This is a genomic window from Bradyrhizobium sp. USDA 327 (assembly GCF_041262065.1).
GTDB classification, from domain to species: domain Bacteria; phylum Pseudomonadota; class Alphaproteobacteria; order Rhizobiales; family Xanthobacteraceae; genus Bradyrhizobium; species Bradyrhizobium liaoningense.
The window spans coordinates 2,981,277-3,004,088 of sequence record NZ_JBGCCW010000001.1 but is presented as its reverse complement, the minus strand read 5'-3'; the positions used below and the strand labels follow the sequence as shown (position 1 = coordinate 3,004,088).

General features: G+C 61.1%; 22 protein-coding genes and 1 pseudogene. 12 read left to right on the top strand and 11 right to left on the bottom strand.

Annotation, left to right across the window (positions count from 1 at the left end; genetic code table 11):
* Positions 1–49 precede the first annotated feature (49 nt).
* The 6 genes from ABIA42_RS13815 to ABIA42_RS13790 all read right to left on the bottom strand — a co-directional run bounded on the left by ABIA42_RS13815 (position 50) and on the right by ABIA42_RS13790 (position 6,507).
* Positions 50–523, bottom strand: coding sequence for a MaoC family dehydratase (locus tag ABIA42_RS13815; protein ID WP_370112993.1), 474 nt, complete (start codon positions 521–523; stop codon positions 50–52).
* Positions 524–613: 90 nt separating this feature from the next.
* Positions 614–1,516 carry an MBL fold metallo-hydrolase gene (locus ABIA42_RS13810; protein ID WP_370112995.1) on the bottom strand — a complete coding sequence of 301 codons (903 nt, stop codon included), beginning with the start codon at positions 1,514–1,516 and terminating at the stop codon, positions 614–616.
* Between the two features lie 132 nt (positions 1,517–1,648).
* Positions 1,649–2,947 (bottom strand): c-type cytochrome, encoded by a 1,299-nt coding sequence (locus tag ABIA42_RS13805; protein WP_370112997.1) that lies wholly within the window; start codon positions 2,945–2,947, stop codon positions 1,649–1,651.
* Positions 2,944–5,040 carry a molybdopterin cofactor-binding domain-containing protein gene (locus ABIA42_RS13800; protein WP_370112999.1) on the bottom strand — a complete coding sequence of 699 codons (2,097 nt, stop codon included), beginning with the start codon at positions 5,038–5,040 and terminating at the stop codon, positions 2,944–2,946. Before ABIA42_RS13800 ends, ABIA42_RS13805 begins: the two co-directional genes overlap by 4 nt.
* 47 nt (positions 5,041–5,087) lie before the next feature.
* Positions 5,088–5,540, bottom strand: a complete 453-nt coding sequence (locus tag ABIA42_RS13795) for a (2Fe-2S)-binding protein (protein ID WP_370123487.1) — start codon at positions 5,538–5,540, stop codon at positions 5,088–5,090.
* Between the two features lie 103 nt (positions 5,541–5,643).
* On the bottom strand, positions 5,644–6,507 hold the full coding sequence (locus ABIA42_RS13790) for an alpha/beta fold hydrolase (protein WP_370113001.1): 864 nt from the start codon (positions 6,505–6,507) through the stop codon (positions 5,644–5,646).
* Positions 6,508–6,781: 274 nt separating this feature from the next.
* Here ABIA42_RS13790 and ABIA42_RS13785 point away from each other — a divergent pair, with 274 nt between their 5' ends.
* A complete protein-coding gene (locus tag ABIA42_RS13785) occupies positions 6,782–7,714 on the top strand; it encodes a ring-cleaving dioxygenase (protein WP_370143780.1) in 933 nt (310 codons plus the stop codon).
* Here ABIA42_RS13785 and ABIA42_RS13780 read toward each other — a convergent pair.
* A complete protein-coding gene (locus ABIA42_RS13780; RefSeq protein WP_370113003.1) occupies positions 7,707–8,681 on the bottom strand; it encodes a LysR family transcriptional regulator in 975 nt (324 codons plus the stop codon). The genes ABIA42_RS13785 and ABIA42_RS13780 overlap by 8 nt on opposite strands.
* Before the next feature lie 232 nt (positions 8,682–8,913).
* Between ABIA42_RS13780 and ABIA42_RS13775 the strand changes: the two genes are divergently transcribed.
* The gene (locus ABIA42_RS13775; RefSeq protein WP_370113005.1) at positions 8,914–9,840 is read left to right on the top strand and encodes a helix-turn-helix domain-containing protein; all 927 of its coding nucleotides are present in this window, start codon (positions 8,914–8,916) and stop codon (positions 9,838–9,840) included.
* A gap of 18 nt (positions 9,841–9,858) precedes the next feature.
* Here the strand turns inward: ABIA42_RS13775 and ABIA42_RS13770 are convergent, their stop codons facing one another.
* Both ABIA42_RS13770 and ABIA42_RS13765 read right to left on the bottom strand, forming a co-directional pair.
* Positions 9,859–10,491 (bottom strand): hydrolase, encoded by a 633-nt coding sequence (locus ABIA42_RS13770; protein ID WP_370113007.1) that lies wholly within the window; start codon positions 10,489–10,491, stop codon positions 9,859–9,861.
* Positions 10,492–10,503: 12 nt separating this feature from the next.
* Positions 10,504–11,319 carry an alpha/beta fold hydrolase gene (locus ABIA42_RS13765; protein WP_370113009.1) on the bottom strand — a complete coding sequence of 272 codons (816 nt, stop codon included), beginning with the start codon at positions 11,317–11,319 and terminating at the stop codon, positions 10,504–10,506.
* 310 nt (positions 11,320–11,629) lie between these two features.
* Between ABIA42_RS13765 and ABIA42_RS13760 the strand changes: the two genes are divergently transcribed.
* From ABIA42_RS13760 to ABIA42_RS13725, 8 genes are all read left to right on the top strand, one after another.
* Positions 11,630–12,280 (top strand): hydrolase, encoded by a 651-nt coding sequence (locus ABIA42_RS13760; RefSeq protein WP_135173297.1) that lies wholly within the window; start codon positions 11,630–11,632, stop codon positions 12,278–12,280.
* A gap of 26 nt (positions 12,281–12,306) precedes the next feature.
* Positions 12,307–12,597 (top strand): XapX domain-containing protein, encoded by a 291-nt coding sequence (locus ABIA42_RS13755; RefSeq protein WP_135173298.1) that lies wholly within the window; start codon positions 12,307–12,309, stop codon positions 12,595–12,597.
* A complete protein-coding gene (locus ABIA42_RS13750; RefSeq protein ID WP_370113011.1) occupies positions 12,594–14,474 on the top strand; it encodes an amidohydrolase in 1,881 nt (626 codons plus the stop codon). The genes ABIA42_RS13755 and ABIA42_RS13750 overlap by 4 nt, the downstream gene beginning before the upstream one ends.
* A 1-nt stretch (position 14,475) precedes the next feature.
* Complete coding sequence (locus tag ABIA42_RS13745; protein WP_370113013.1) at positions 14,476–14,943, top strand: DoxX family protein; 468 nt, start codon at positions 14,476–14,478, stop codon at positions 14,941–14,943.
* Positions 14,940–15,872, top strand: a complete 933-nt coding sequence (locus ABIA42_RS13740) for a glyoxalase (protein ID WP_370113015.1) — start codon at positions 14,940–14,942, stop codon at positions 15,870–15,872. Before ABIA42_RS13745 ends, ABIA42_RS13740 begins: the two co-directional genes overlap by 4 nt.
* A 16-nt stretch (positions 15,873–15,888) precedes the next feature.
* Positions 15,889–17,310 (top strand): alginate export family protein, encoded by a 1,422-nt coding sequence (locus ABIA42_RS13735; protein WP_370113017.1) that lies wholly within the window; start codon positions 15,889–15,891, stop codon positions 17,308–17,310.
* Between the two features lies 1 nt (position 17,311).
* Positions 17,312–17,992 carry a YoaK family protein gene (locus tag ABIA42_RS13730; protein ID WP_370143827.1) on the top strand — a complete coding sequence of 227 codons (681 nt, stop codon included), beginning with the start codon at positions 17,312–17,314 and terminating at the stop codon, positions 17,990–17,992.
* Between the two features lie 69 nt (positions 17,993–18,061).
* The gene (locus ABIA42_RS13725; RefSeq protein WP_370113021.1) at positions 18,062–18,580 is read left to right on the top strand and encodes a Dps family protein; all 519 of its coding nucleotides are present in this window, start codon (positions 18,062–18,064) and stop codon (positions 18,578–18,580) included.
* A 54-nt stretch (positions 18,581–18,634) separates the two neighbouring features.
* On the opposite strand, the gene ABIA42_RS13720 is transcribed toward ABIA42_RS13725, so the two are convergent.
* Complete coding sequence (locus tag ABIA42_RS13720; RefSeq protein WP_370113023.1) at positions 18,635–19,270, bottom strand: alpha/beta hydrolase; 636 nt, start codon at positions 19,268–19,270, stop codon at positions 18,635–18,637.
* Complete coding sequence (locus ABIA42_RS13715) at positions 19,267–20,205, bottom strand: ring-cleaving dioxygenase (protein ID WP_370113025.1); 939 nt, start codon at positions 20,203–20,205, stop codon at positions 19,267–19,269. Before ABIA42_RS13715 ends, ABIA42_RS13720 begins: the two co-directional genes overlap by 4 nt.
* Positions 20,206–20,331: 126 nt before the next feature.
* Between ABIA42_RS13715 and ABIA42_RS13710 the strand changes: the two are divergent.
* Positions 20,332–21,238: pseudogene (locus ABIA42_RS13710) on the top strand (LysR family transcriptional regulator).
* A 1-nt stretch (position 21,239) separates the two neighbouring features.
* Positions 21,240–22,508, top strand: a complete 1,269-nt coding sequence (locus tag ABIA42_RS13705; protein ID WP_370113029.1) for an adenylate/guanylate cyclase domain-containing protein — start codon at positions 21,240–21,242, stop codon at positions 22,506–22,508.
* The last annotated feature ends 304 nt before the right edge of the window (positions 22,509–22,812 follow it).

Genomic DNA, 22,812 nt, shown 5'->3' with positions numbered 1-22,812 from the left:
ACTCCATAGGGCGAGTCAAGCGATCAGCGGCTCGGCGGAGCGATCGTGCTCAGGTTGTCCTGAGCAGGTAGGAGTGCTGACCGGACAAAACGAGCTCGCCATTCTGGTTGTGAACCGTAACGTCGGTGGTTACCTTGCCCTTGTCGCCCATACGCTCCAGCGCAGCGATTTCAAGCGCGGGATAGAGCGTGTCGCCGACATGGACCTCCTTGAGAAATTTCACCGATAGTTCGGTGAACGCAATGAAGATCGAGCCGAAGGTGTGCGGCAGCAACGTAGCGCCAGGAGCGGTAAAGGCAAGAACCTGCAAGCCGTGTACGACCGGAGCGGAATGGCCGAACCGCTTGGCGTAGCCGACGTCGTAGTGGATCGGATGATTGTCACACGACACGGTCTGGAAAGCGGAAGCATGGGCGTCCGTCAGCGTGCGACTTGGCGCGCGGAAAGTCTCGCCAAGCTTGAGTTCGCCGAAACTGCGTTCCGGAACCATGTGCCATTCTCTTGGGTCGAATGCGAAGGTCATTTTTTCTCCTCAGTTGATGTCGGTGCGGAGGCGTACCCGCGAACAGGCTCGCCACGCGCTCTTGGCGCTCGCGCCCGGCGACGGCCTGAGTCAGTTAATCGGCTTGAGCTCCGTGGTATAGTTCGTCGGCAACCATTCGAAGCGCCCGTCGACCGATCGGATATGCCCGATACCCGGAAATGCTATGTGCGCTGCCGCGATCCAGGTTGCGCTCCTGGCGGCCTGTGCGAAGACGCCCGTTCGTTCCGCCTCCGCCGATACCGGGTCGCTATCGTAAGTCACCGTGATGGCCGGGTCGGGAAACTGGATCGGCGCCACGTGTACGAGATCGCCCCAGACCAGAAGTGTCTTGCCTTCGCTGGTCACTTCGTACGACGTGTGGCCGGGGGTGTGCCCAGGAGTTGGGATGGCGCGAATTCCTGCGGAAAGCTCCTGGCCTTCAGAGAACGACTTCAGCCGGCCGGTCTCCATGTAGGGCTTCAAGGAGGCGCGATCGCCTTCGAACATGGGTTTGAGAAATTTGGGAGCCTCGCTCTCGTTCTTGACGTCGAGCCAGTAATCCAGATCCTTCTGGTTTACCCTTATGACGGCGTTGGCGAACGCCGGCTTTCCCTGCGGGGCGATGCCTCCCACATGGTCCGCGTGAAGGTGGGTCAGATAGACTTCGTCTATCTGCTCAGGTGTGTATCCGGCCTTCCTCAAGTTCTCGATCAGGTGCCCGCAGCACGCGCCGTAGAGGCTGCCAGCACCGCTGTCGATCAGAATGAGCTTCGTCCCCGTGTTTACCAGGAAGGCGTTGATCGAGCCCTCGACCGGAGCGGGGAGATCGGAAGCGGCAAGGAGCGCCTCGGCTTTGCCGGGATGACTTTCCGCCAGTTTGACGGCCTTTCGTTCTCCGGTCGGCGCCGTCTCATTCCGCGTCATTACTTCGTGGACAGGAAAGGGATGGGTGCCGTCGAGCAAGGCGGTTACCTCGAAATGCCCGAGCATCATTCGATAGAATCCAGGCGCTTGCGTCCGAACCTGGGGGGCTGCGGCGTCCGCTGCGTCACAAGACATTAGCCCGAGCGCCAGGCACATCACGATCGAAACAGGTCTCATCTTTGTCTCCTGGGGTCGAATGGCTCAGTCGCGAGCCGCGCCAACCATGGCCGGGGTGACCCGGCCTTGCTTGCCGCCGAAGTGACCGATAACGTAGTTGCTGACCGCGGCGATCTCTTCGTCGGAGTAGGCCGCGGCGAACGAAGGCATCGTGTTGTTGCCGTTCGGGGATCCGATCCGGATGCCCTCGATCACGGCGCGAACGACGTTCGGGCCGTCCGGATCATTCACGCTGCGTGAGCCGCGGAGCTGTGCATGCTCGGTCTGTTGACCTTCGCCGTTCCAGCCGTGACAGCTTGCGCAAGCCGAAGCGAAGATACGGAAGCCGGCGTTTTCACTCCGATTCAGGCCTGGCGACCAAGCAGTGGCGTCGGCCAGCGTGATGGGATGATGATCGATCGGGGCGGCCAGCTCCGTCTTTTGCGGCGGTATGGTTCTGAGGTACCGCGTCAGCGCAGCGATATCTTCGGACGTGAGATGACGGAGGCTGAGGTCGATCGCCTCGGCCATGCCGCCGCCGGCGCTGCCACGGGTCGGCGCGTGTCCGGACGACAGATAGCGCTCGATGTCGGCGTCCGACCACGCGCCGATCCCGGTCTCCATGTCGGACGTGATATTGTAGGCCTTCCAGCCGTCCACGACCGCCCCCGCGTATTTCTTGTTCGTCTTCGTGGCGAACAGAAGATTGCGTGGGGTATGGCAATCGCCGCAGTGCGCGAGGGCCTCCGCGAGGTATGAGCCACGATTCCAGGCTACGTCGTGGGCCTGGGACGGCTCCCATCGTCGGGTCGGCATGAACAGGAGCTTCCACGCGCGCAGCGTGTAGCGCAGGTTGAAGGGGAAGGAGAGCGTGTTGTCGGTGTTCGGCCGAGACACAGGCAGCAAAGTCGAAAGGTAGGCGCGAATGGCAAGGACGTCATCCGTCGAAAGGAGCGCGTAGGCCGTATAGGGGAAGGCGGGGTAAAGGTCTTCGCCGTTCTTTCTGATTCCCCGATGCACGGCCCTCACGAATTCGGCGTCGCTCCAGCGTCCGATTCCGGTTTCCTGATCGGGCGTGATGTTGGTCGAATAGATCGTTCCGAACGGCAGCTTGAAAGCGCGCCCGCCCGCGAACGGCTCGCCTCCAGGAGCCGTGTGGCAGGCGGCGCAATCGGCGGCTTTGGTCAGATACTCGCCCTTACTGACCAGAGCAGGGCCGATCGGCTGCGCATCGCTGGGTCGAACTTGTTCGATCGATGCTGGCAAAAAGAAAAAACATGCGGCCGAAATCGCGCCCAGGGCGCCTAGAGCGACCACGGTGATGAGACTCCGCCGGACGTTCATGAGTTTGCCCGCTTGGACAGGAGGCCTCGATCGATCGGCAGGCGCCGCACGCGAACGCCCGTAGCCGCGAATACGGCGTTAGCGAGCGCCGGCGCGGCAGAGACCGTTCCTACTTCACCGAGGCCGCCAGGCTTTTCGCTGCTTTCCAATAGATGGACCTCGATCGACGGCGTCTCATTGATGCGCAGTTGTCTATAGTCGTTGAAGTTGCTCTGTTCGACCCGTCCGTCGCTGAAAGTGATGCCGTTGTAAAGTGCGGCCGAGAGTCCGAATAGAGCGCCGCCTTCGAGCTGAGCGCGAACGATGTCGGGATTGATCTTGATGCCGCAATCGACGGCCGCAACGATTCTTCTCAGCGTGATCATTCCCGAGGAGCCGACCGAGACTTCGACGACCAAAGCGGCGTAGGTCCCGAAGTTCTGGTGCAGCGAAACGCCTCGCCCCGACCTCGGCGCAAGAGGCTTGGTCCAGCCAGCAGCCTCGGCCACTTTGTCCAGGACCGCCGTCGCCCGCGGGTTGGCGTCGAGTAACGCGCGCCGATAGGCGATCGGATCCCTTCCCGCAGCGTGCGCCAGTTCGTCGAGAAAACTTTCGACGACGAAAACATTGTGAGTGGGACCGACGCCGCGCCACCAGTTCAGCTTCACCGGGGGATCGTGCCTGATCCAATCGACCCGGATGGCAGGGAACGCATAAGGGCTGTCCCACGCGCCATCGACGGCGTCTTTATCGAGCTTTCCCTCCGGCCAGCCGTTTTCGTCGAAGTAGCGTCTGACGGTCCCCGATGTGGTGCGATGCGTCCACGCCAAAGGCCGGCCCTGATCATCCAGGCCGGCCGTCAACCTATCGAGATAGCTAGGTCGGAAGCGGTCGTGCCGGATGTCCTGCTCGCGCGTCCAGATGACCTTGAGCGGGTAGGGAACCTGTTTGGCGAAGCGGACCGCCTGTTCGATCGTGTCCGCCTGCAACCTGCGTCCAAATCCGCCTCCGATGAGATGATTGTGCAAGATCACCTTCTCGGGAGGGAGACCTGTGATACGGGCCGCATGCTTCTGCGCGACGACGGGCGTTTGGGTCCCCACCCAGATGTCGCACCCGTCCGGGCGAACGTGAACAGTCGTGTTGATCGGCTCCATGGTGGCGTGGGCCAGAAACGGGAGTTCGTATTCGGCCGTCAACCGCTTCGATGCGTTCTTGAGCCCGGTCTCGACGTCGCCTCGTTCGAGAGCATTTATGGGTGTCCCTTCATCCGCTGCCTTCGTGGCCTCGGCACGGATCGATGCGGTGGTCAACTTGGCGTTGGGCCCGAGATCCCATGCGATCTTCAGCGCTTCGATGCCGCTGCGGGCAGCCCAATAATGCTCGCCGACGACCGCGACCGCGTCCTCTATGCGAAGGATGTCGACGACGCCGAGGATTTTCCGAGCCTCTGCTTCGTCGACCGATTTGAGGCTGCCTCCATCCACGGGGCAAATAGCCACAGCCGCCGTCTTCATCCCGTCGACCGACACGTCAATGCCGTATACGGCGCTTCCATTGACCTTCGAAGGGGTGTCGATGCGCCGGAGCGACTTGCCGATGATCTTGAATTCGCCAGGCGTCTTGAGCGACGGGTGCTCGGGCATCGGTGTCGCAGCGGCCGCTTCCGCGACGTCTCCATACCGGAGCACTCGACCAGTCGACGGATGTGCGATCGTGCCGTTACTGGTGGAGCACTCGTCAGGATGCACACCCCACTTCTCTGCCGCAGCGGCGACGAGCATGAGCCGCGCAGCGGCTCCGGCCTCACGAAGGGGAGTCCAGAATCCTCGGATCGACGTGGACCCGCCGGTCAACTGGGCCTTGAACAGAGGTTGCGCGTAGAGCGCCGCGTCGGGGGGAGCGGCAATCGCCTCGATCTGGTCGAGGCGCACGTCGAGTTCTTCGGCCAGCAGCGCGGCCTCCGCCGTGTAGATGCCTTGCCCCATCTCCACGCTCGGCATCACCAGCGATATACGTCCCTCGCGGGAGATCCTGACGAATCCACCGAGCGCGCTTGCAGCGGCATTCTCAGACGCCTCTCTTGCCCTGGCCGCGCCCGCGAAGGCCACCATGAGACCGCCAACGATCAACTGACGCCGGGAAATCGAAAGAGGCCCACTCATCTGCGGCAGGCCGCCTTGATCGCCGTGCGAATACGCACGTAGGTCGCGCAGCGGCAGATGTTTCCGGCCATCGCGGCATCGATTTCGACGTCGTCGGGGCTGGGATTGTGCTCAATGAGAGCGGCAGCGCTCATGATCTGGCCCGATTGGCAATAGCCGCACTGGACGACTTCGAGATCGAGCCACGCCTGTTGGATCCTGCGCCCGCTCTCGCTCTGTCCGATGGCCTCGATGGTCGTTACTTTCCGCGGACCGACGTCTGCCGCAGGCAACATGCAGGAACGAACAGGCCGACCATCGACATGTACGGTGCACGCGCCGCATTGCGCGATTCCGCACCCGAACTTCGTACCCTTGAGATTCAGGAGATCGCGCAACACCCAAAGCAACGGCATGTCGTCTGGGACCTGTACCGAATAGTCGCGGCCGTTCACGTTGAGCGATATCATCTGTCGTCCCGATCGATCGAGCTCGAGCATCGCCCAGCTCCGCGACCCCGTCTTGTCCGATCTCAAGACGGATTGGACGTTGTTGCGCGCGAGCCTCGCAGACTCAGCCGCTCCAACCTTCGAGGAAATTCAGAAGGAGTTTGTTGACGATATCCGGCTGTTCTTCCTGCGGAAGATGACCACAGCGTTCGATGGGAGCCACAGTGAGATTCTCCGCCATCTCGCTCCAGATCGCCTTCATATCGAACAGGCGGCCGACGGCGCCAAAATCCTGTCCCCAAAGCGAGAGCACGGGGCATTTGATCTTCTTGTCGGCATCTTCGAGGTCCTGCGCGACATCTTCCGCGCTTGCTCGGTAATCGGCCATCGCGCCCCGAACGGCGCCGGGCGCTCTGTAGGCCTTCACATAGGTTTCAAACGCCTCGCCGGTGATCGTCGATGGGTCGTGGCACCAGTCGGAAAAGAAGTGCCGAAGCCAGATGTCTTCCCGACCCGCGATCAACGCCTCCGGAAGATCCGGAATCTGGTGGAACATGAAGAACCAGTATTCGCGGGCGACTTTGGCTTTCATTTCGCGCGCGACAATCCGCGTGGGGACGTTGTCCATCACGACCAGACGATCGACGAGATCGGGATGGTCTTTGACCAGGCGGGTGGCGACCCGTGCACCACGGTCATGCCCAATAAGTGCGACCCGTCCGATCCCGAGCGCCTTCAGCAACTCGACGATGTCATTGGCCATTGTCCGCTTGTCATAGCCACTTGCAGGCTTGTCGGTTTCCCCGTACCCGCGAAGATCCGGAGCGATCACCCGGTACTGGGGCGCAAGCGCCGGAATCTGGAACCGCCAGGCGAAGTTAGTCTCGGGAAAGCCGTGCAGAAGCACTACCGGCGGCCCAGTCCCCGCCTCGAGGTAGAACTGCCTGATGCCGTTGGCACGGCACGTGGTCCGATGGATGGTGGTCACGGATCTGGCGCCCCGCTGCGGTTTCGGGCCGCAATCGTTAGGCTGATCGGCCGGGGAGTCATTGCAGGATTTCAGCGCGCTTTGCACGATTGCGTCGCGACAGCATTAAAAATCGCTATAATTGCCTCGCAACGGGTTGGTTTTCGGGAGAAAGTCCAAGACGAGAGGTCAAGTTCCGGGTTGTGTGTCTGCTATGACCGGCAGCCACAACGAGAACCAAAGGCCGGCTAGGCAGGTATGACGCACCATGCGGCCTAGGGGTCGCGGACTGGGAATGAGCCAAGTGAACGCGCGAGGAATTCACCACGTTACGACGATCGTCGGCGACGTAAGGCGCGCGGCCGACTTCTATCGAGGCGTGCTAGGGCTTAGGCGGGTTAAGAAGACCGTCTGCTACGACGATCCAGGCAGTTACCACGTCTATTATGGCGCCGAGTTCGGTTCTCCAGGGACTGTGATAAGCACCCTTGCCTGGAACTGCGTGACAGCGGGACTCGTCGGGGTCGGCGAAGTCGTCCAGACCGCATTTCGGGCACCGCCGCATTCCCTCGGTCAGTGGGCCGATCGCCTGGATTCGTGTAGTGTACCCAGTAGATCGCAGATGTCACCCTTCGGAGAGCGAATGCTCTGTTTCGCGGACCCCGATGGAACATCACTGGCATTGGTCGAGACACTGGAAGATCAATCGTCGGAAGTCCATCGAGATGGGCCAACAGTTCGCCCGCTCGAAGGCCTTCATGACGTGACACTCAATGTCCGCGAGGAGGACGCGACGATCGACATCCTTCAGGAGGTCTTCGACTTCGGGCTTGTGTCGAGGAGGGATGGTTCTATCCGCTTGGCTGCGCACGGCGGACCGGGAGGCGCCATCACCTTGCGTGTGATAGGGAAGTCCTCGCGGGGACGGCTCGGCGGAGGTACCATCCGCCACGTCGCCTTTCGCTCGAGGGATATCGACGATAGGTCGGAGATGGTCGAGAAGCTACGCTCGGCATACGGCATGGCGGTAAGCGATCCAATCGAGCGAACCTATCTGAGCGCTGTAGGCTTCCGTGCGCCTTGTGGGGTCCTTTTCGAGATCGCCACCGATGGTCCCGGATTCGCGGTCGACGAAGCGCCCGAGCGCCTGGGGGAACATCTCAAGCTGCCCGCTTTCCTAGAAGATCGCCGCACCGAATTGCAAGCGATCCTGCCTCCGCTCAGCTAGGCGCCCTGGTTGCTCGCTTCGCCTTTCCCTGCGGGACGGCCCTTTGCGCAGGCTTTTCGCGAGTGGCCTTGCCTTCCATGAAATCGGTGAGGCGAGGGCAGACGAAGTCAAGGAAGGCCTTCACCCGGAAGGGAAGACGCGGCCCGCCGTGATAAAGCGCGTGTATCTGCTCGTCGTCGCCAACGGTGCCATTGAGCACTTCGATCAGTCGGCCAGCAGCTATGTCATCGCGGATGTGGTAGTCGGCGAGCCTGGCAATCCCCACGCCCGCGATGGCCATTCTCTTCAAGGTTTGGGCATTGTTCGCGACGAGAGGGCCATTGACCATCCGGTCTACGATACGGCCGCTCTCCTTCAGCGGCCAGACCGGCGCGGACCGTCTGAAGTTGAACCCTAGGCACTTGTGACGGGAAAGATCCTCGACCTTTTTGGGTTCGCCCATGCGCGCGATGTAGTCGGGTGATGCAACGATCCGCCTCTTCACGACCCCGATGCGTCTGGCGACCATCGCCGAATCCTGCAGAGGGCCCACGCGGAAGGCGACGTCCGTCCGATCCAGATAAAGATCGACGACCTCATCGGAGAGTGAAATATCGATCACGATCTCGGGATGGGCCTTCCAAAAGGCCGGGAGCAAAGGTTCGAGACCTAGGATACCGAACGATATAGTCGTGTTGACGCGAATTGTCCCACCGGCCGTCGTCGCACCCCTGGAAATTCCCCGCTCGATCCCATCAAGCTCGGCGACAAGCGCGAGGCTTTTCTCATGATACATCCGCCCTTCGGCGGTCAGCGCCAAACGCCGCGTCGAACGCTCGAAAAGTCGCACACCGAGCCGCTCCTCGATTCTTCCGACAAGCTTGCTGACCGTCGACGGCGTCATCAAGAGGCGGCGCGCTGCCTCGGAATAGTTGCCGGCCTCCACCACGCGGAGGAAGACCTGCATTTCGCCGATCCGGTTGTCCATGTCATGACCATCTGTGAAGCAGTTTCACAAATAATGTGGAGTCTGAATGGATTATCAAGCCCGGGTTTTATCACCTATCGTGCGACATCGTTTCCTTTTCGGCGACAATTTCCGATAAGCACGTGTTGCTATCGGCGGTCGTCGGATCGGAGTCTTGAACGAAGGCGATTATCTCTCTAAGAGAGATTCGTTGTGCGGACGCGATCTGTGATGGGGGGCTATGGACGTTCCAATGAAGGAAGGTTCTGATAGCACGTCCGGCGGCTTCTATGGTCGTCGTATCAGTGAACACCTCGGTATGGAGGGCGACTGTCTGCTTCGCGTCCATCGCGAGGGACAACTGGCGCTCGCGATGACGCGGTTGACCTGCTCTCGTTTCGTTCGGGAGCGGACGGCGGCCATACCTTCCGAGCCAGCCTTCAGCATCCTGCACCAACTGGGCGATCTTGAGAGGCATTCCTGCTGGCTCGCCGGTAAGCCGAGATATTCGGGAGCCTTCGGCGCCGGCACGGTCAGCGTCACCAATCTGATGGACAACCCTCAGTGCGAATTTAGGGGTCCGTTCGATGCCGTCCAATACTACGTGCCGACTAGCGCCCTCAACGAATTCGCCCGCGAACACGGAGCCAAGCCGGTGGCGACGCTCAAGTGGGGCAGGGATCAGCGCGACCCGTATCTTTCGACATTGTCGAGCGTGCTTCTCAGCGCTGTCGAGCAGGATCCGGCCAACAATCAGCTCTTCATCGACCAGATCGGATTGAGCTTGATCGCCCATTTTGCGCAGACCTACGGCGGCCTGCGCCCCCAGGATAGCGCGGTCGGCGGAGGCCTTGCGCCTTGGCAGGAGCGTCGCGCCAAGGAGATTATGCGAACGCGTCTTGCCAGCGGCCTGACGATTGCCGACGTAGCTGCGGAGTGCAAATTGACGCCCAGCCACTTCGCAAGATCGTTCCGGCGCAGCACAGGTATCGCGCCGCATGAATTCCTCTCGCAGCTTAGAATTGAAGAAGCCAAGCGTCAGATGCTGAGCACGAAGCTTCCGCTTGCCGACATCGCGCTCATCTGCGGTTTCGGTGACCAGAGCTACTTCACCAGGGTCTTCTCGCGCAGTGTGGGAGCAAGTCCCGGCGCTTGGCGGCGGGTCCGGACCGAAGGCTAGGTCCAGACCCGCTACGCCTCAGGCGGGACGGATCATATCGCGGGCATAAGCCAACCCGATCCCGTATCCGCCCGCATGGGATTCGACGATCGCGCGAGCGCCATCGTAAGTTTCGTGTCGCGTCCAGTCGCGCTGCATTTCGAGCAGAATCTGAATCCACGATGTCAGGTGAGCCCCCGCGGCCTCCATCCGGCTAAGAGCGAGTTCGTGGCTTGCGGGAGTGAGCCCTCCGCAGGCATCGCCGACGACATAGACTTCCAAGCCGGCCGACAGCGCCGACAAAACGGCGAACGTCACGCACGCCTCGGTGAGCAGGCCTGAAACGATGAGACGTCCGCGGCCGGTGGCGAGGACGGCGTCACGCGCCTTCTCGTCCTCCCAAACGTTCATGCTGCGGCGGTCGATCGGCTCGATGCCTGGCAGGGCCGACTTGATGGCCGGCATCAGCGGGCCGCTGTACACCTTTGTCGCGGAAGTCGATGCGACGACAGGCAGACCGAACACAGTCGCGGTCTTCGCGAGCGCGACGACATTGTTCATGAGCGCCTGCCGGTCGATCGATCCGACGCCGAACGCCAGGCCGGCCTGTTGGTCGACCAAAAGCAGGGCGCAGTCCTTCGGTTCCAGTAAGTGGAGGGGATTCGACGCCATGTGACCTCTCCACTACGACTTCAGGAATGCAAGCAGGTCCGCGTTGACATGATCGGCGTGCGTCGTCGTGGTAGCGTGCGGAGCGCCCGGATAGGTTTTAAGCTTGGCGCCTTTGATCATCTCGGCGGCCAGCTTGCCGGTATAGGGGAGCGGCACGACCTGGTCATCCTCGCCGTGGACTACCAACGTGGGGACGTCGATCTTGGCCATGTCGGGCCGGAAGTCGGTTTCCGAGAATGCGGTTACGCAATCGAGCGTCGCTTTGATCGACGCCTGAAGGGCGATCTGAAGCGTCTGCTTGAATACGCCCTGCGACACCTTCATGCCATGGTTGGTCCCGTAAAAGAGGGGATTGAAGTCGTCGAGGAACTGCGGGCGATCCTTGATAAGGCCGGCCTTGATGCCGTCGAATACCGATTTGTCGACGCCGTCGTGGTCCGCGGTCTTGACGAACAGCGGAGTGACACAGCTCAGCAGCACGAACTTCGAGACGCGCGCAGAGCCGTGTCGCGCGACGTAGCGGGCGATGTCTCCGCCGCCCATCGAGAATCCGACGAGCGTCACTTCCTTCAGTTCGAGATGCTTGATGAGTTCTGCGATGTCGTCGGCGAAGGTATCGTAGTCGTAACCCGTCCAGGGTTGGCTGGAGCGGCCGAATCCCCTGCGATCGAATGCCACGGTCCGGTAGCCTCGCTCGGCCAGAAAGAGCATCTGCGCGTCCCACATGTCGGCGCTCAGCGGCCAACCATGGCTGAATAGGACGGGCTTTCCGCTTCCCCAGTCCTTGTAATAAAGCTCGGTACCGTCCCGCAGTTTCAGCAAGGCCATCGATAGCTCCTTTGACGCGCGTAATAGGACCGATGCATCGCTTTCGACGCCTCGGTCCCCCTTCGCGCGAAGCCTCGCGAAAGGAGGGCCGCTTGGCTTGCACTATCTGCGCGTCCTTTGGACATGCTGGCGATCTCGGACGAGGGGCGGAAAGAAGGCATGCTCGGCAAATAGTCGCACACGGACATCGGGCCGGAGTCCAAGCGGCGACGAAATCGTCCAAGCTCCGGCGACCGCCAGGGTTCAGGATCGGCTCGCTTGCACCCATCCGCTTTCGCCGATCGACCACGATCGCAAGGAGACCTTCTCGATGTCGAAACTCGATATGCTCACCCCGGACAATAGCGCCATTGCGCTGATCGACTATCAGCCGGCCATGTTCCAAGGTGTTCAATCGCACGACCGCTTGGTCACGATTAACAACGTTCAGATCTTGGCAAAGGCTGCCAAGCTGTTCAAGATTCCGACCGTGCTGACTACAGTTGCGCGGGATTCGTTCTCCGGGCCCTTCATTCCGGAAGTCACCTCGCTGTTTCCGAAGCATGACGTCATCGACCGCACGTCGATGAATTCCTGGCTCGATGCGAACTTCCGCAAGGCGGTCGCTGCTACCGGTCGCAAGAAATTCGTGCTGGCCGGTCTCTGGACCGAGGCGTGCGTGATCTTCCCGACCTTGGACATGCTCAAGGAGGGCTACGAGATCTACATCGCTGCTGATGCTTGCGGTGACCTTTCGCTCGAAGCCCATAATCGAGCGATGGAGCGAGCCATTCAGGCGGGCGCGGTCCCCATCACCTCGTCTCAGTACGCCTACGAACTTCAGCAGGATTGGGCGCGCACCGAGACCTACGAAGGAATGATGGACATTCAACGCGCGCATTCGCCCTACGGAATTCAGATCCGCTTCTCGAAGTGGGCGCTCGGCGAGCATGCTTCCGAGGGTGGCGCCAAGGCGGGCTAGAGTTCCTCTAATCGCGGATAACCGGGATGAAAATCTACCTGTTGTCGCTCGGCGCCGGCCTTCTGGTCGGCGTCATCTACAGCTTGATGAACGTTCGCTCACCCGCGCCTCCGTTGGTCGCTTTGGTTGGGCTGCTTGGCATCCTTGCAGGCGAGCAGATCGTTCCCGTCACTCGGCAGTTGCTGTCCGGACATGGGCTGGCTTCCGCTTGGCATCAAGCAAAGAGCGCGACGCACATGTTTGGGATGTTGCCTGGGCGTCACAGCGAGCAACCCGCTAAGACGACCACGTTAGAGGCCCTGGAGAAGCAATCATGACCACTACGCCAGATGTCATTCTACACCGCGGCCTGTTCACGACCCTCGACCGTTCTAACCCGACCGCTTCCGCCGTAGCCATCGCCGACGGCCGCTTCGTTGCCGTCGGGCACGATCAAGAGGTAATGAAGCTCGCCGGGCCGGACACGAAAGTCGTCGATCTGAAAGGGCATCGTGTGCTGCCCGGTCTGATCGACAACCATCTCCACATCATCCGTGGCGGCCTAAACTTCAACATGGAGCTCCGGTGGGACGGCGTACGTTCGCTTGCCGATGCAATGAATATGCTGAAGCGGCAGGTCGCCGTCACTCCGCCGCCCCAGTGGGTGAGGGTGGTCGGTGGGTTTACCGAACATCAGTTCGCCGAAAAGCGGCTCCCGACGATCGACGAGCTCAACGCGGTTGCTCCGGAGACGCCGGTCTTCCTGCTCCATCTCTACGATCGGGCCATCCTGAACGGGGCCGCGCTGCGCGCCGTCGGTTATACCAAGGACACCCCGGAACCGCCTGGCGGTGAAATCATGCGGGACGCGAAGGGCAATCCGACGGGTTTGCTGCTGGCCAAGCCGAACGCCAACATCCTCTACGCCACGCTCGCAAAAGGTCCCAAGCTGCCTTTCGACTACCAGGTCAACTCGACCCGTCACTTCATGCGAGAGTTGAACCGCCTGGGCGTCACCGGCGCCATCGATGCGGGCGGCGGATTCCAGAACTATCCGGAAGACTATGCCGTCATCCAGAAGCTCAACGATGAGGGCCTTCTGACCATCAGGCTCGCCTATAACCTCTTCACCCAGAAGCCCAAGGGCGAGAAGGATGACTTCCTGAACTGGACGAAGACTTCGAAATACAAGCAGGGCAACGACTATTTCCGGCACAACGGCGCAGGCGAGATGCTGGTGTTCTCCGCTGCCGATTTCGAGGATTTCCGCGTCGCACGACCTGACATGCCGCCTGAGATGGAGGATGAACTCGAAGAAGTCGTGCGCGTTCTCATCCAGAACAAGTGGCCGTGGCGGCTACATGCGACCTATGACGAGACGATCTCGCGTGCGCTGGACGTGTTCGAGCGGGTTGATCAGGATCTGCCGCTGGAAGGGTTGCACTGGTTCTTCGATCACGCCGAGACGATCTCCGACCAGTCGATTGACCGGATCGCGGCGCTCGGAGGTGGCATCGCCGTCCAGCACCGGATGGCCTATCAGGGCGAATACTTCGTGGAACGCTACGGGGCAGGGGCAGCCGAGGCTACGCCGCCGGTAAAGAAGATCCTGGACAAGGGCGTCAAGGTGTCCGCCGGTACGGATGCGACTCGCGTTGCTTCATACAATCCATGGGTCTCGCTGTCGTGGCTGGTCACCGGCCGCACCGTCGGCGGTTTGCGGATCACGCCGCAACGCAACTGCCTAGATCGCGAGACGGCGCTGCGGATGTGGACCGAGAATGTAACGTGGTTTTCCAATGAGGAAGGCAACAAGGGCCGTATCCAGGTTGGTCAGCTCGCCGATCTCATCGTTCCGGATCGCGACTACTTCTCCTGCAGCGAAGCTGAAATAGCCGACACGACCTCCGTGCTGACGATGGTAGGAGGCAAGATCGTGTTCGGCGCCGGAGACTTTTTGAAGCTGGAGGCAGTTACCCCGCCGCCCGCAATGCCGGACTGGTCGCCGGTCAGGCGCTTCGGTGGCTATGCCGCCTGGGCCGACGACAAGACGAAGGAAAGCGGTCTCGCCATGAAGGCTTCGCAGATGTGCGGCTGCGCCAACTCCTGTGGCGTGCATGGACATGATCACGCCTCGGCATGGTCGAGTCGTCTGCCGATTTCCGACCTCAGAAGCTTCTGGGGCGCTCTCGGGTGCGCCTGCTGGGCGGTCTAAGATGACGTCCAAAGATTCTCCGGACTGGGTGTCCTCGATTCTCCGCTGGCCGCTCTTGTGGCATGCCGTCAGATTGGCGCTGGTGTCGGCCTACGTGATCGGCGGCTCTACCAAGTTGCTTGACTTCGCGGCCGCCGCGGCCGAGCAGGAACATTTCGGCCTTCATCCAGGATGGCTGTGGGCGGCGGCGGCCATCGTGGTCGAACTCGGTGGCTCCCTGCTTGTCGTCATCAACCGCTTCGTCTGGCTCGGTGCCGGTGGGCTCGGCGTCCTTACGTTCGTCGCGATGCTCACCGCCAACGCGTTCTGGACTATGAGTGGCCATGAGAGATTCATGACTACAAATGCCTTCTTCGAACATCTCGGTCTGATTGCAGGTCTCGTCGTCGTATCGATCGTTGCCGACGCGTCCTCCGTCCGCTCGAGTCCTGTTGCGCGATCTCAAGCTACCCAAGGAGTTTCTCGATGAAACCGGCTAGGATATTGGTTCTGCTCGCATTCGCTGCGGCCGTCGGGACAACCGCGCCGATTGCGGCAAAGGGCGTAACGAAATCGCGGGAGACCGGAGTTGCCGTCGCTCCACAGTACGATACGACGCACGTCTACGTGGCACCCGAGGACGTGGACAAGTTCGTGACGAGCTTCCTCGCGACCTTCGGCGGCAAGAGCACTAAGCAAGTGGTGGCCACCGTTACGCCAACTCCAAGCAGCACTACGTCGCAATTGCTGCAGACGTCGGTGGGGACCGTCTCGCTGTTCGGCTTCAGGACGCCGATCCCGTACCCGTTCGGCACCGAACGCAACGGCTACCTCGTCACTGACCTCGACGAGGCAATCAAGGCGGCGCGAACTGCAGGTGCGGACGTGATCGTGTCGACCTTTCCGGATCCTATCGGACGGGATGCCGTGATCCAGTGGCCTGGCGGTATCAACCTTCAGATCTACTGGCACACGACCAAACCGGACTACACTCCTTTCGAGCGGATTCCGGAGAACCGCGTCTATGTCTCGCCCGACCGGGTCGCAGCGTTCAGCCGCGGCTTCCTGGCGTTTTCGCGGGGCAAGGTCGTCTCCGATGACGCGAAGGCGCCCGGAGCAGAGATCGGCAGGCCGGAGACGACCTACCGCCGGATCCGGATCGAATCCGCGTTCGGGAAGATGGTTGTGCTAGTCACGGACGGTCATCTGCCCTATCCCTACGGACGGGAGACGACAGGCTACGAAGTAAGCGATCTCGCCGCCACACTGGCCAAGGCGAAAGAGGCAGGCGCATCGGTGCTTGTCGAACCCTACACCTCGGACGGTCGCTCCGCAGCGTTCGTCATGTTTCCAGGCGGCTATGTCGCTGAGATCCACTCGCTCGCGCAGAAGAGCGCGGCCCGGGCCGCTGGCAAGTAGGAGTTGATGAGCGTCAATGGCGGATCGGGCTCATCTGTGCGGTTTTTGGATCCTTCTGGCGCTGGTGACTTTCGGTGCCGGGGCCGGCCGCGCGCTCGCGGACGAAGGAGATGCCACACTTCCAAAGCGACCCGCTATCCAGGCGAACCGCTGGGCGGAAGATTGGTCGGTTCTCGCCGATCCAAGGCTGCGCACCGAGCCGTTCGACGAACTCAAGTACATTCCCCTTTGGGCCACCGATCCGAAGAGCTACATCTCGCTGGGCGCAACGCTGCGGGAGCGCTTCGAGAGCAACAACGCGGCTGGCTTCGGCACCGGCAATGCCCCGTCAGATAGCTACTTCCTGCAACGGATGCAGGTCCATGCCGATATCCACTTCAACGAAAATTGGCGTGCGTTCGTTCAGTTGGAGGACGATAGGGCCTTTCACAAGTTCAACGTCACTTCGGTCGATCAGGACAGACTGGACCTTCGTCTGGCCTTCGTTGAATACGTCAACACGTTCTCGGGCGGGACCTTGAAGGCGCGTGCCGGACGACAGGATTTTGCATTCGACTTGCAGCGCTTCGTATCGTCGCGGGACGGGCCCAACGTCCGGCAGTCGTTCGATGCGCTGTGGGCGGACTGGGAGACCGGTCCCTGGCGTTTCATCGGCTTCGTCAGCCGTCCTGTGCAGTACTTCGATGGGCAGCCGTTCGACGACACGTCCAACGATAACTTCAAATTCAGCACGCTCAGGGTCGAACGCAAGGTATTCGGCGACAAGGAACTATCCGGCTACTATTCGCTCTACGAACGGAGCAACGCCAAATATCTGGATGCGAGTGGCGAAGAACATCGACACGTGTTCGATGTCCGCTTCGCGGGCAATGCCCAACACTTCGATTGGGACCTCGAGGCCATGGGGCAGGTAGGCCAAGTGGGGACAACGGACATTCGCGCTTGGGCCGTCGGCGCGCGCACGGGCTACACCTTCAGCAGCGTGCCGTGGCAGCCGCGGGTTGGGCTGCAGATCGATGCCGCGTCCGGCGACCATCACCCCGGAGATGGATCGCTGGGCACGTTCAATCCGCTCTTCCCTAACGGATACTACTTCACCCTTGCCGGCTACACGGGCTACGTGAACCTTCTGCACGTCAAACCGGCCATCATGTTCAATCCGATAGAGCGGTTGAAAGTGCTCGCAGCGGTTGGCTTTCAATGGCGCGAGACGACGACTGACGCGATCTACGTCCAGCCCAACGTGCCGATTGCGGGAACTGCCGGCAAGGGCAGCAACTGGACCGGCGCATATGGCCAGGTCCGGCTCGATTACGCCTTCAACGACCATCTGACGGGAGCCGTTGAAGCCGTGCATTTCGATGTCGGCGACACGATTCTCCGCGCCGGCGGCCACACCAGCAATTATGTCGGCGTCCAACTCCAGTACGGCTGGTGAAATGCCTCGGCAGATATTGCTCCTTCCTCTTCTGATGAGTCTGAATGCGGGATTCGTCGACACAGCGGGATTTCTCGCACTGCAGGGATTGTTCACCGCCCATGTCACCGGCAATTTCGTCACCTTCGGCGCGGCCATGGTGCTCGGGACTTCCGGGGCTCTGGCGAAGCTCTTGGCGTTGCCTGTCTTCTGCCTGGTCGTGATCGGCACCCGGGTTTTCAGCTTCCTCCTTCCCGCGGTCGGTCTACCGATTTTTCGCTCGATGCTCGCGCTAAAGGTGCTGCTGTTGGCTATCGGCGCGGTCTTCGCCGTTCGGTTCGGACCGTTCGCCCAAGGCGATAGCTGGCAGGCGATCTGCACTGGCATGATTTTGGTTGCCGCGATGGCAATTCAGAACGCCGCGCACCGCATTCACATGGGTACTGAACCACCGAGCACCTTGATGACCGGTACTACCACCCAGATCATGATCGACGTCGCCGACGTGCTAAGGGGAGCGCCAGTATCTGTGCTGACCGTGGCCAAGCCACGCCTCGGCAAGATGGCGGCAAGCGTGGCGGCTTTCGCGCTGGGATGTGCCGGCGGCGCCTGTCTCTACGCTACGCTCGGAACCTGGTGCTTCGTACTTCCACCACTCATCGCTGTGCCGGCCGTCTTCCTTGCGACCGTCGAGCGAAAGTGAATTGGCGCTGAAGAGCGGCAAGACAATGCTATGGCAGATCTCTCGATTCAATCGCAATAGGAGGTCACGATGCAAGAACATTCATCCGAAGCGAAACGACTGACGCCGCTCCGAACTCCGTCGGACCTTGGCGACAACGCGACAAAGGATGTTTCTGCCGCGCTCACGGGGCTTCTCGCCGACATGTTCGTGCTCTATCTCAAGACCAAGAACTTCCATTGGCACATGTCGGGGCCACATTTTCGCGACTACCACTTGCTGCTCGATGAACAGGGCGATCAGATATTTGCGTCAACCGACGTGATCGCAGAGCGCGTTCGCAAGCTCGGAGGCACGACGATCCGATCGATCGGTCACATCTGCCGCATTCAACGGCTTCCGGACAATGATGCGCCCTACGTAACCCCCGAGGACATGCTCGCCGAGCTTCTCGATGACAACAAGCGGTTGACGACCTTGCTGCGGGAGGCCCACGCGGTCTGTGACGAGCACAACGATGTGGCCTCGGCGAGCCTCATCGAAAATTGGATCGACGAAGCCGAACGCAGGACTTGGTTCCTGTATGAATCGACGCGGGGAATAGGTTAGGCGCCCCTTTCCGCTCCCGATCGAGGTCGAGAGCGAAGGAGGTGCGCGAAGGCCTCACTGACCCGCGGATTCGTGCTTCATTTCGACAACCCATTCGCGCGAAAGCGCGATGTCTTCCTGCGAGAGCTGGTGCCCTGCCGGGAGGATTCGATGGTTCACTTTGCCTCCCGCGGCCGACAGCATCTCCGCCAACGTATCCGCATTGTCTGCGGGCACGATCGGATCCTGTCGTCCGGAGAGGATGAGCACCGGCCTCTGTTCGAGATCCGCGGCTGGGGGTTCCGTCAGCGGGACCATGGCCCGGAGCAGGATCGCTCGTGCGAGCGCCTCCGGGCTCATCAACAGAAGAGCCGCTGCGATGTTCGCTCCGTTCGAATACCCGACCGCGATAGGCGCGCTGATGCCGTATCGGCCGCGGGCCTCCCGGACGAAGTCACCGAGCTCGAGCGCACGACGCCGGACGTCTTCCTCGTCGAACACGCCCTCCGCCAATCGGCGGAAGAACCGGGGCTTTCCGTTCTCCAGAGCGCGTCCGCGAGGCGAGAGGAGGGAGGAGCCCGGCGAGATCATGGCGCCGAGCTGCAGAAGATCGTTCTCGTCGCCTCCCGTACCGTGAAGGAGCAGCAAGGGCGGTGCGTCCGATCGGCTGCCTGGCTCGAAGCGATGGATGAACGGATACTTCGCGGTCATGACACGCATCCTTGAAGCTTGGGCAGGACACCCTCGATTTCCTTACGGTGCGGCTCGAGGAAACTCGGAAGCTTCAGATCATGGCCGAGCGTCTCTACGGGTTCGTCGACGGCGAAGCCTGGGATGTCTGTGGCGATCTCGAAGAGGACGCCGCCCGGCTCACGGAAATAGACCGATCGGAAGTAATTGCGGTCCTTCTGCTCGGTGGGATGCAGTCCATGATTGCTGACGAGCCTCTGGGCCATGGTTTCTTGTTCGGCGTCGTCCTTCGCGCGGAACGCGATGTGATGCACGGAGCCGCGTCCTTGGCTGCCTCGCAGAAAGCCTTTCGCTTCGTAGATATCGACGATGTCGCCCTGCAAATCGCCGGGCGCTTTGAAGCGCGCTACGGCTCCTTCCCGCGCGGTCTCGCGGAAGCCGAACACATCGGTCAGGATCCGGGCTGTCTTGGTGGCGTCGTCGAGCAGAAGGGTGACGCCCTGGAAGCCGCGTATCGCGTGTTCCACCGGCACATCGCCGTTGCTCCATGCTGGCTCATCCTCGGCGCCCGCTATGCCGACGAGGGCGAGAGCCATGCCGTCCGGATCGGAGAACGCGAGCACGGATTCGCCAAAGCGCTTCTCGAGCGCCTCGAACTTGATGCCCTTCTCCAGGAAGCGCTGCGTCCAGTATCCCAGCGATCGCTGTGGCACGCGAAAAGTCGTCTGGTGAGTTTCGCCGACGCCGCGGCGACCCGAAGGAGCGCCTTCCCACGGGAAGAAGGTGAGTATCGAGCCGGGACGGCCAGTCTCGTCTCCGTAGTAGAAATGATAGGTCGCCGGATCGTCGAAATTGACGGTCCTCTTAACGAAGCGCAGGCCGAGGTCGCGCGCGTAGAAGGTGAAGTTTCTCTGCGGGTCGCCTGCGATGGCGGTGACGTGATGAATGCCTGACATCTTGCCCTCCGGATTGGAAGGAGCCTCGGTGGCTCTGCTGCGAGATATCGAACGGCTTTGTTCCGAGGACAATCCATGCTTTTGTGACACTACTGTCTTCGAATTGACGACAATCGGGGTGGAAAGATGGACAAGGTGGCCAGCCTAAGGGCCTTGGTGAAGGTGGTGGAAACCGGCAGCTTCTCGGAGGCAGGCCGGCAACTGCGCCTGTCCAGGTCCGCGATCAGCAAATACGTCGGCGATCTGGAGGAAAGCCTAGGTGTGCAGCTTCTCAACCTCACCACCCGGCATGCGAGCCCGAACGAGAACGGCCAACTCTATTTCGAGCGCGCGCTCGTCATCCTCTCCGAAATCGACGCCGCCGATCAAGCGGTCACACATTTGCAGTCCGCGCTGCGCGGGCTTCTACGCATCAACTGCTCCGATGTCCTTCGGCACCTTGAGGCTCGGGCCGGCGCTCGCCGATTTCATGAAGAAATATCCGGATCTCCAACTCCAGCTTGTACTGAGCGACGACCTTGTCGATCCTGTCCAGGACGGTTTCGACGTCACCCTTCGCATCGCCGATCTCGAGTCATCCAGTTTGATAGCGCGCAAGATCACACCCGTGCCTAGGGTGGTCTGTGCGTCTCCCGACTATCTCAAAAAGCACGGCACCCCTTTACATCCGAGGGATCTTCGGGAGCACGTCTCGCTTACCTATGGCTTCCTGCTCACCGGCAACCAGTGGAAGCTCACCGGCGCGGACGGAGAGCACTGGATCCAGCCTGCTTGGTCCCTGTGCGTCAACAATGCGGAAGTTCTGCGCGACGTTGCCATCAAGGGCAGGGGCGTCGCCCTCATCCCCGAGTTCATCGTCAGAGACGCTCTGAGTTCGCGGCGATTGAATGCGATCTTGAAGGAGTTCTGGGCCCCACCGCTGACACTATATGCGATCTATCCACCGACGAGACACCTGTCGGTGAAGGTCAGACTTTTCATCGATTTCTTGGTCGAGCGCTTTGGCCGCGAAGTAGATGCTTCAGGAACATAAAATGGCTTTCGAAACTACCGATTCATCGCCCCGATCCTATCCCAAGTCGGTCGCATTCGTGCGTAGAGCCGGCCCGATCGTGGTTGCCGCGGGCGTGGACACCTTTGTCGAGATCGAACACTGGCTATTGGAAGAGGCGTCCGCCGACCGGCACATGATCAATCTCTTGGTCAAGCTGATCAGTCGGATGAAGGCCGCCGGATCGTCGGTCGATCGTCTCACCCTGCACATCGGTACACTTCACCCTCAACTAGTCGGATTCGCATGGGTCTGGAACATCGACGACGGCTTCTGCGACGAAGTGCGGGTTGCGGACGCCGCGATCGATTCCGATGCTTACAGGCTTAATCCGCTGCAGCGCATCGTCGAAACCGGCGAGACGATCCGGCGGACGCCGACCGAGCCGTCGGCGCAGGCCGAGTTTCCCATCATGATCGAGCTTGCGGCCGCCGGCATGACGGACTACGTGGCAATTCCTCTGTCCGGTCTGGACACGCGCAACGTGATCACGATCGCAACGAAAGCGGTTGGCGGATTCGCCGGGGCGGAGATAGATTGCTTGAGGCGTCTTTTCCAACTGTTCGCCCTGCACGTGCAGCGGCACAGCGAGTTGAAGATCTCCGAAAACGCATTGGGTGCCTACCTTGGTTACGGCGCCGCAGCCAAGGTGCTCGAAGGCGCGATCAAGCGCGGCGCCGGAGATTCGATCCGCGCCGTAATCTGGGTTTCGGATCTCAGAAATTTCACGAAGATGTCGGACGTTTTGGAGCCGGCCGACATGCTAGTGCTGCTCAATGCCTACTTCGAAGCGATGGCAAGCGCCGTCGCCGCTCACGGAGGCGAGACTCTCAAGTTCATCGGTGATGGCATGCTCGCCGTCTTTCCGGTGACGGTCGGCGCTGCCGAGGCGTCGCGCGCGGCGGTCTCGGCCGCGAAGGAAGCGATCGCCAGGCTCGACGCATCCAACCGGGAAATGCGGGTTTCATCCGATGCGGACCAGGGGCGCGCCTCGCTGCGGGCAGGGATCGTCCTTCACGAAGGCGAAGTCTTTTTCGGCAACGTTGGTGCTCCGGACCGCCTGGATTTCACCGTCATTGGCGCAGCCGTCAACGAGGCTTGTCGCGTGGAGGCGCTCACGAAAACGATCGGCCGCGACCTGCTCATGACGGAAGCTGTCGCCCGACATCTTTCCCATGACGTCGAACATCTCGGGGAGCATCAGTTGCGGGGCGTCGCCGCTCGGATGTCGGTCTACGGACTGGCGGGGTGAGGGTGTCGTCGATGGCGTAGCCACCGGTCGGCAGAATGGCCCTTAGGAGAGGAGCGAGCTCCCGAAGCGGCTCTCCTATCGCTTTCTGATGCGCTGTGCCCGCGGCGAACATGCGCCTTCAAACACGCTCGAGGCGCGCGATGGCCCAAAGTTGGGAGTCCCAAAAAGGCGTTGCGAAATTGGCAGTCCAGAGGATGGACAAATTTTGGGGGCGGTGCGGCGCGCTGGGGGAAGAGCTGAGAGCTCCACCTATGATCTGGTTTCACAAATACTGTAAAGCGTTGATGGGTTATCAGGCTCCGTG

Bases quoted from the DNA above. Each gene is read 5' to 3' on its own strand.
- ABIA42_RS13815 (WP_370112993.1), bottom strand. From the start codon at position 523: ATGACCTTCGCATTCGACCCAAGAGAATGGCACATGGTTCCGGAACGC.
- ABIA42_RS13810 (WP_370112995.1), bottom strand. From the start codon at position 1,516: ATGATGCTCGGGCATTTCGAGGTAACCGCCTTGCTCGACGGCACCCAT.
- ABIA42_RS13805 (WP_370112997.1), bottom strand. From the start codon at position 2,947: ATGAACGTCCGGCGGAGTCTCATCACCGTGGTCGCTCTAGGCGCCCTG.
- ABIA42_RS13800 (WP_370112999.1), bottom strand. From the start codon at position 5,040: ATGGTGGCCTTCGCGGGCGCGGCCAGGGCAAGAGAGGCGTCTGAGAAT.
- ABIA42_RS13795 (WP_370123487.1), bottom strand. From the start codon at position 5,540: ATGATATCGCTCAACGTGAACGGCCGCGACTATTCGGTACAGGTCCCA.
- ABIA42_RS13785 (WP_370143780.1), top strand. From the start codon at position 6,782: ATGAGCCAAGTGAACGCGCGAGGAATTCACCACGTTACGACGATCGTC.
- ABIA42_RS13780 (WP_370113003.1), bottom strand. From the start codon at position 8,681: ATGGACAACCGGATCGGCGAAATGCAGGTCTTCCTCCGCGTGGTGGAG.
- ABIA42_RS13775 (WP_370113005.1), top strand. From the start codon at position 8,914: ATGAAGGAAGGTTCTGATAGCACGTCCGGCGGCTTCTATGGTCGTCGT.
- ABIA42_RS13770 (WP_370113007.1), bottom strand. From the start codon at position 10,491: ATGGCGTCGAATCCCCTCCACTTACTGGAACCGAAGGACTGCGCCCTG.
- ABIA42_RS13765 (WP_370113009.1), bottom strand. From the start codon at position 11,319: ATGGCCTTGCTGAAACTGCGGGACGGTACCGAGCTTTATTACAAGGAC.
- ABIA42_RS13760 (WP_135173297.1), top strand. From the start codon at position 11,630: ATGTCGAAACTCGATATGCTCACCCCGGACAATAGCGCCATTGCGCTG.
- ABIA42_RS13755 (WP_135173298.1), top strand. From the start codon at position 12,307: ATGAAAATCTACCTGTTGTCGCTCGGCGCCGGCCTTCTGGTCGGCGTC.
- ABIA42_RS13750 (WP_370113011.1), top strand. From the start codon at position 12,594: ATGACCACTACGCCAGATGTCATTCTACACCGCGGCCTGTTCACGACC.
- ABIA42_RS13745 (WP_370113013.1), top strand. From the start codon at position 14,476: ATGACGTCCAAAGATTCTCCGGACTGGGTGTCCTCGATTCTCCGCTGG.
- ABIA42_RS13740 (WP_370113015.1), top strand. From the start codon at position 14,940: ATGAAACCGGCTAGGATATTGGTTCTGCTCGCATTCGCTGCGGCCGTC.
- ABIA42_RS13735 (WP_370113017.1), top strand. From the start codon at position 15,889: ATGGCGGATCGGGCTCATCTGTGCGGTTTTTGGATCCTTCTGGCGCTG.
- ABIA42_RS13730 (WP_370143827.1), top strand. From the start codon at position 17,312: ATGCCTCGGCAGATATTGCTCCTTCCTCTTCTGATGAGTCTGAATGCG.
- ABIA42_RS13725 (WP_370113021.1), top strand. From the start codon at position 18,062: ATGCAAGAACATTCATCCGAAGCGAAACGACTGACGCCGCTCCGAACT.
- ABIA42_RS13720 (WP_370113023.1), bottom strand. From the start codon at position 19,270: ATGACCGCGAAGTATCCGTTCATCCATCGCTTCGAGCCAGGCAGCCGA.
- ABIA42_RS13715 (WP_370113025.1), bottom strand. From the start codon at position 20,205: ATGTCAGGCATTCATCACGTCACCGCCATCGCAGGCGACCCGCAGAGA.
- ABIA42_RS13705 (WP_370113029.1), top strand. From the start codon at position 21,240: ATGGCTTTCGAAACTACCGATTCATCGCCCCGATCCTATCCCAAGTCG.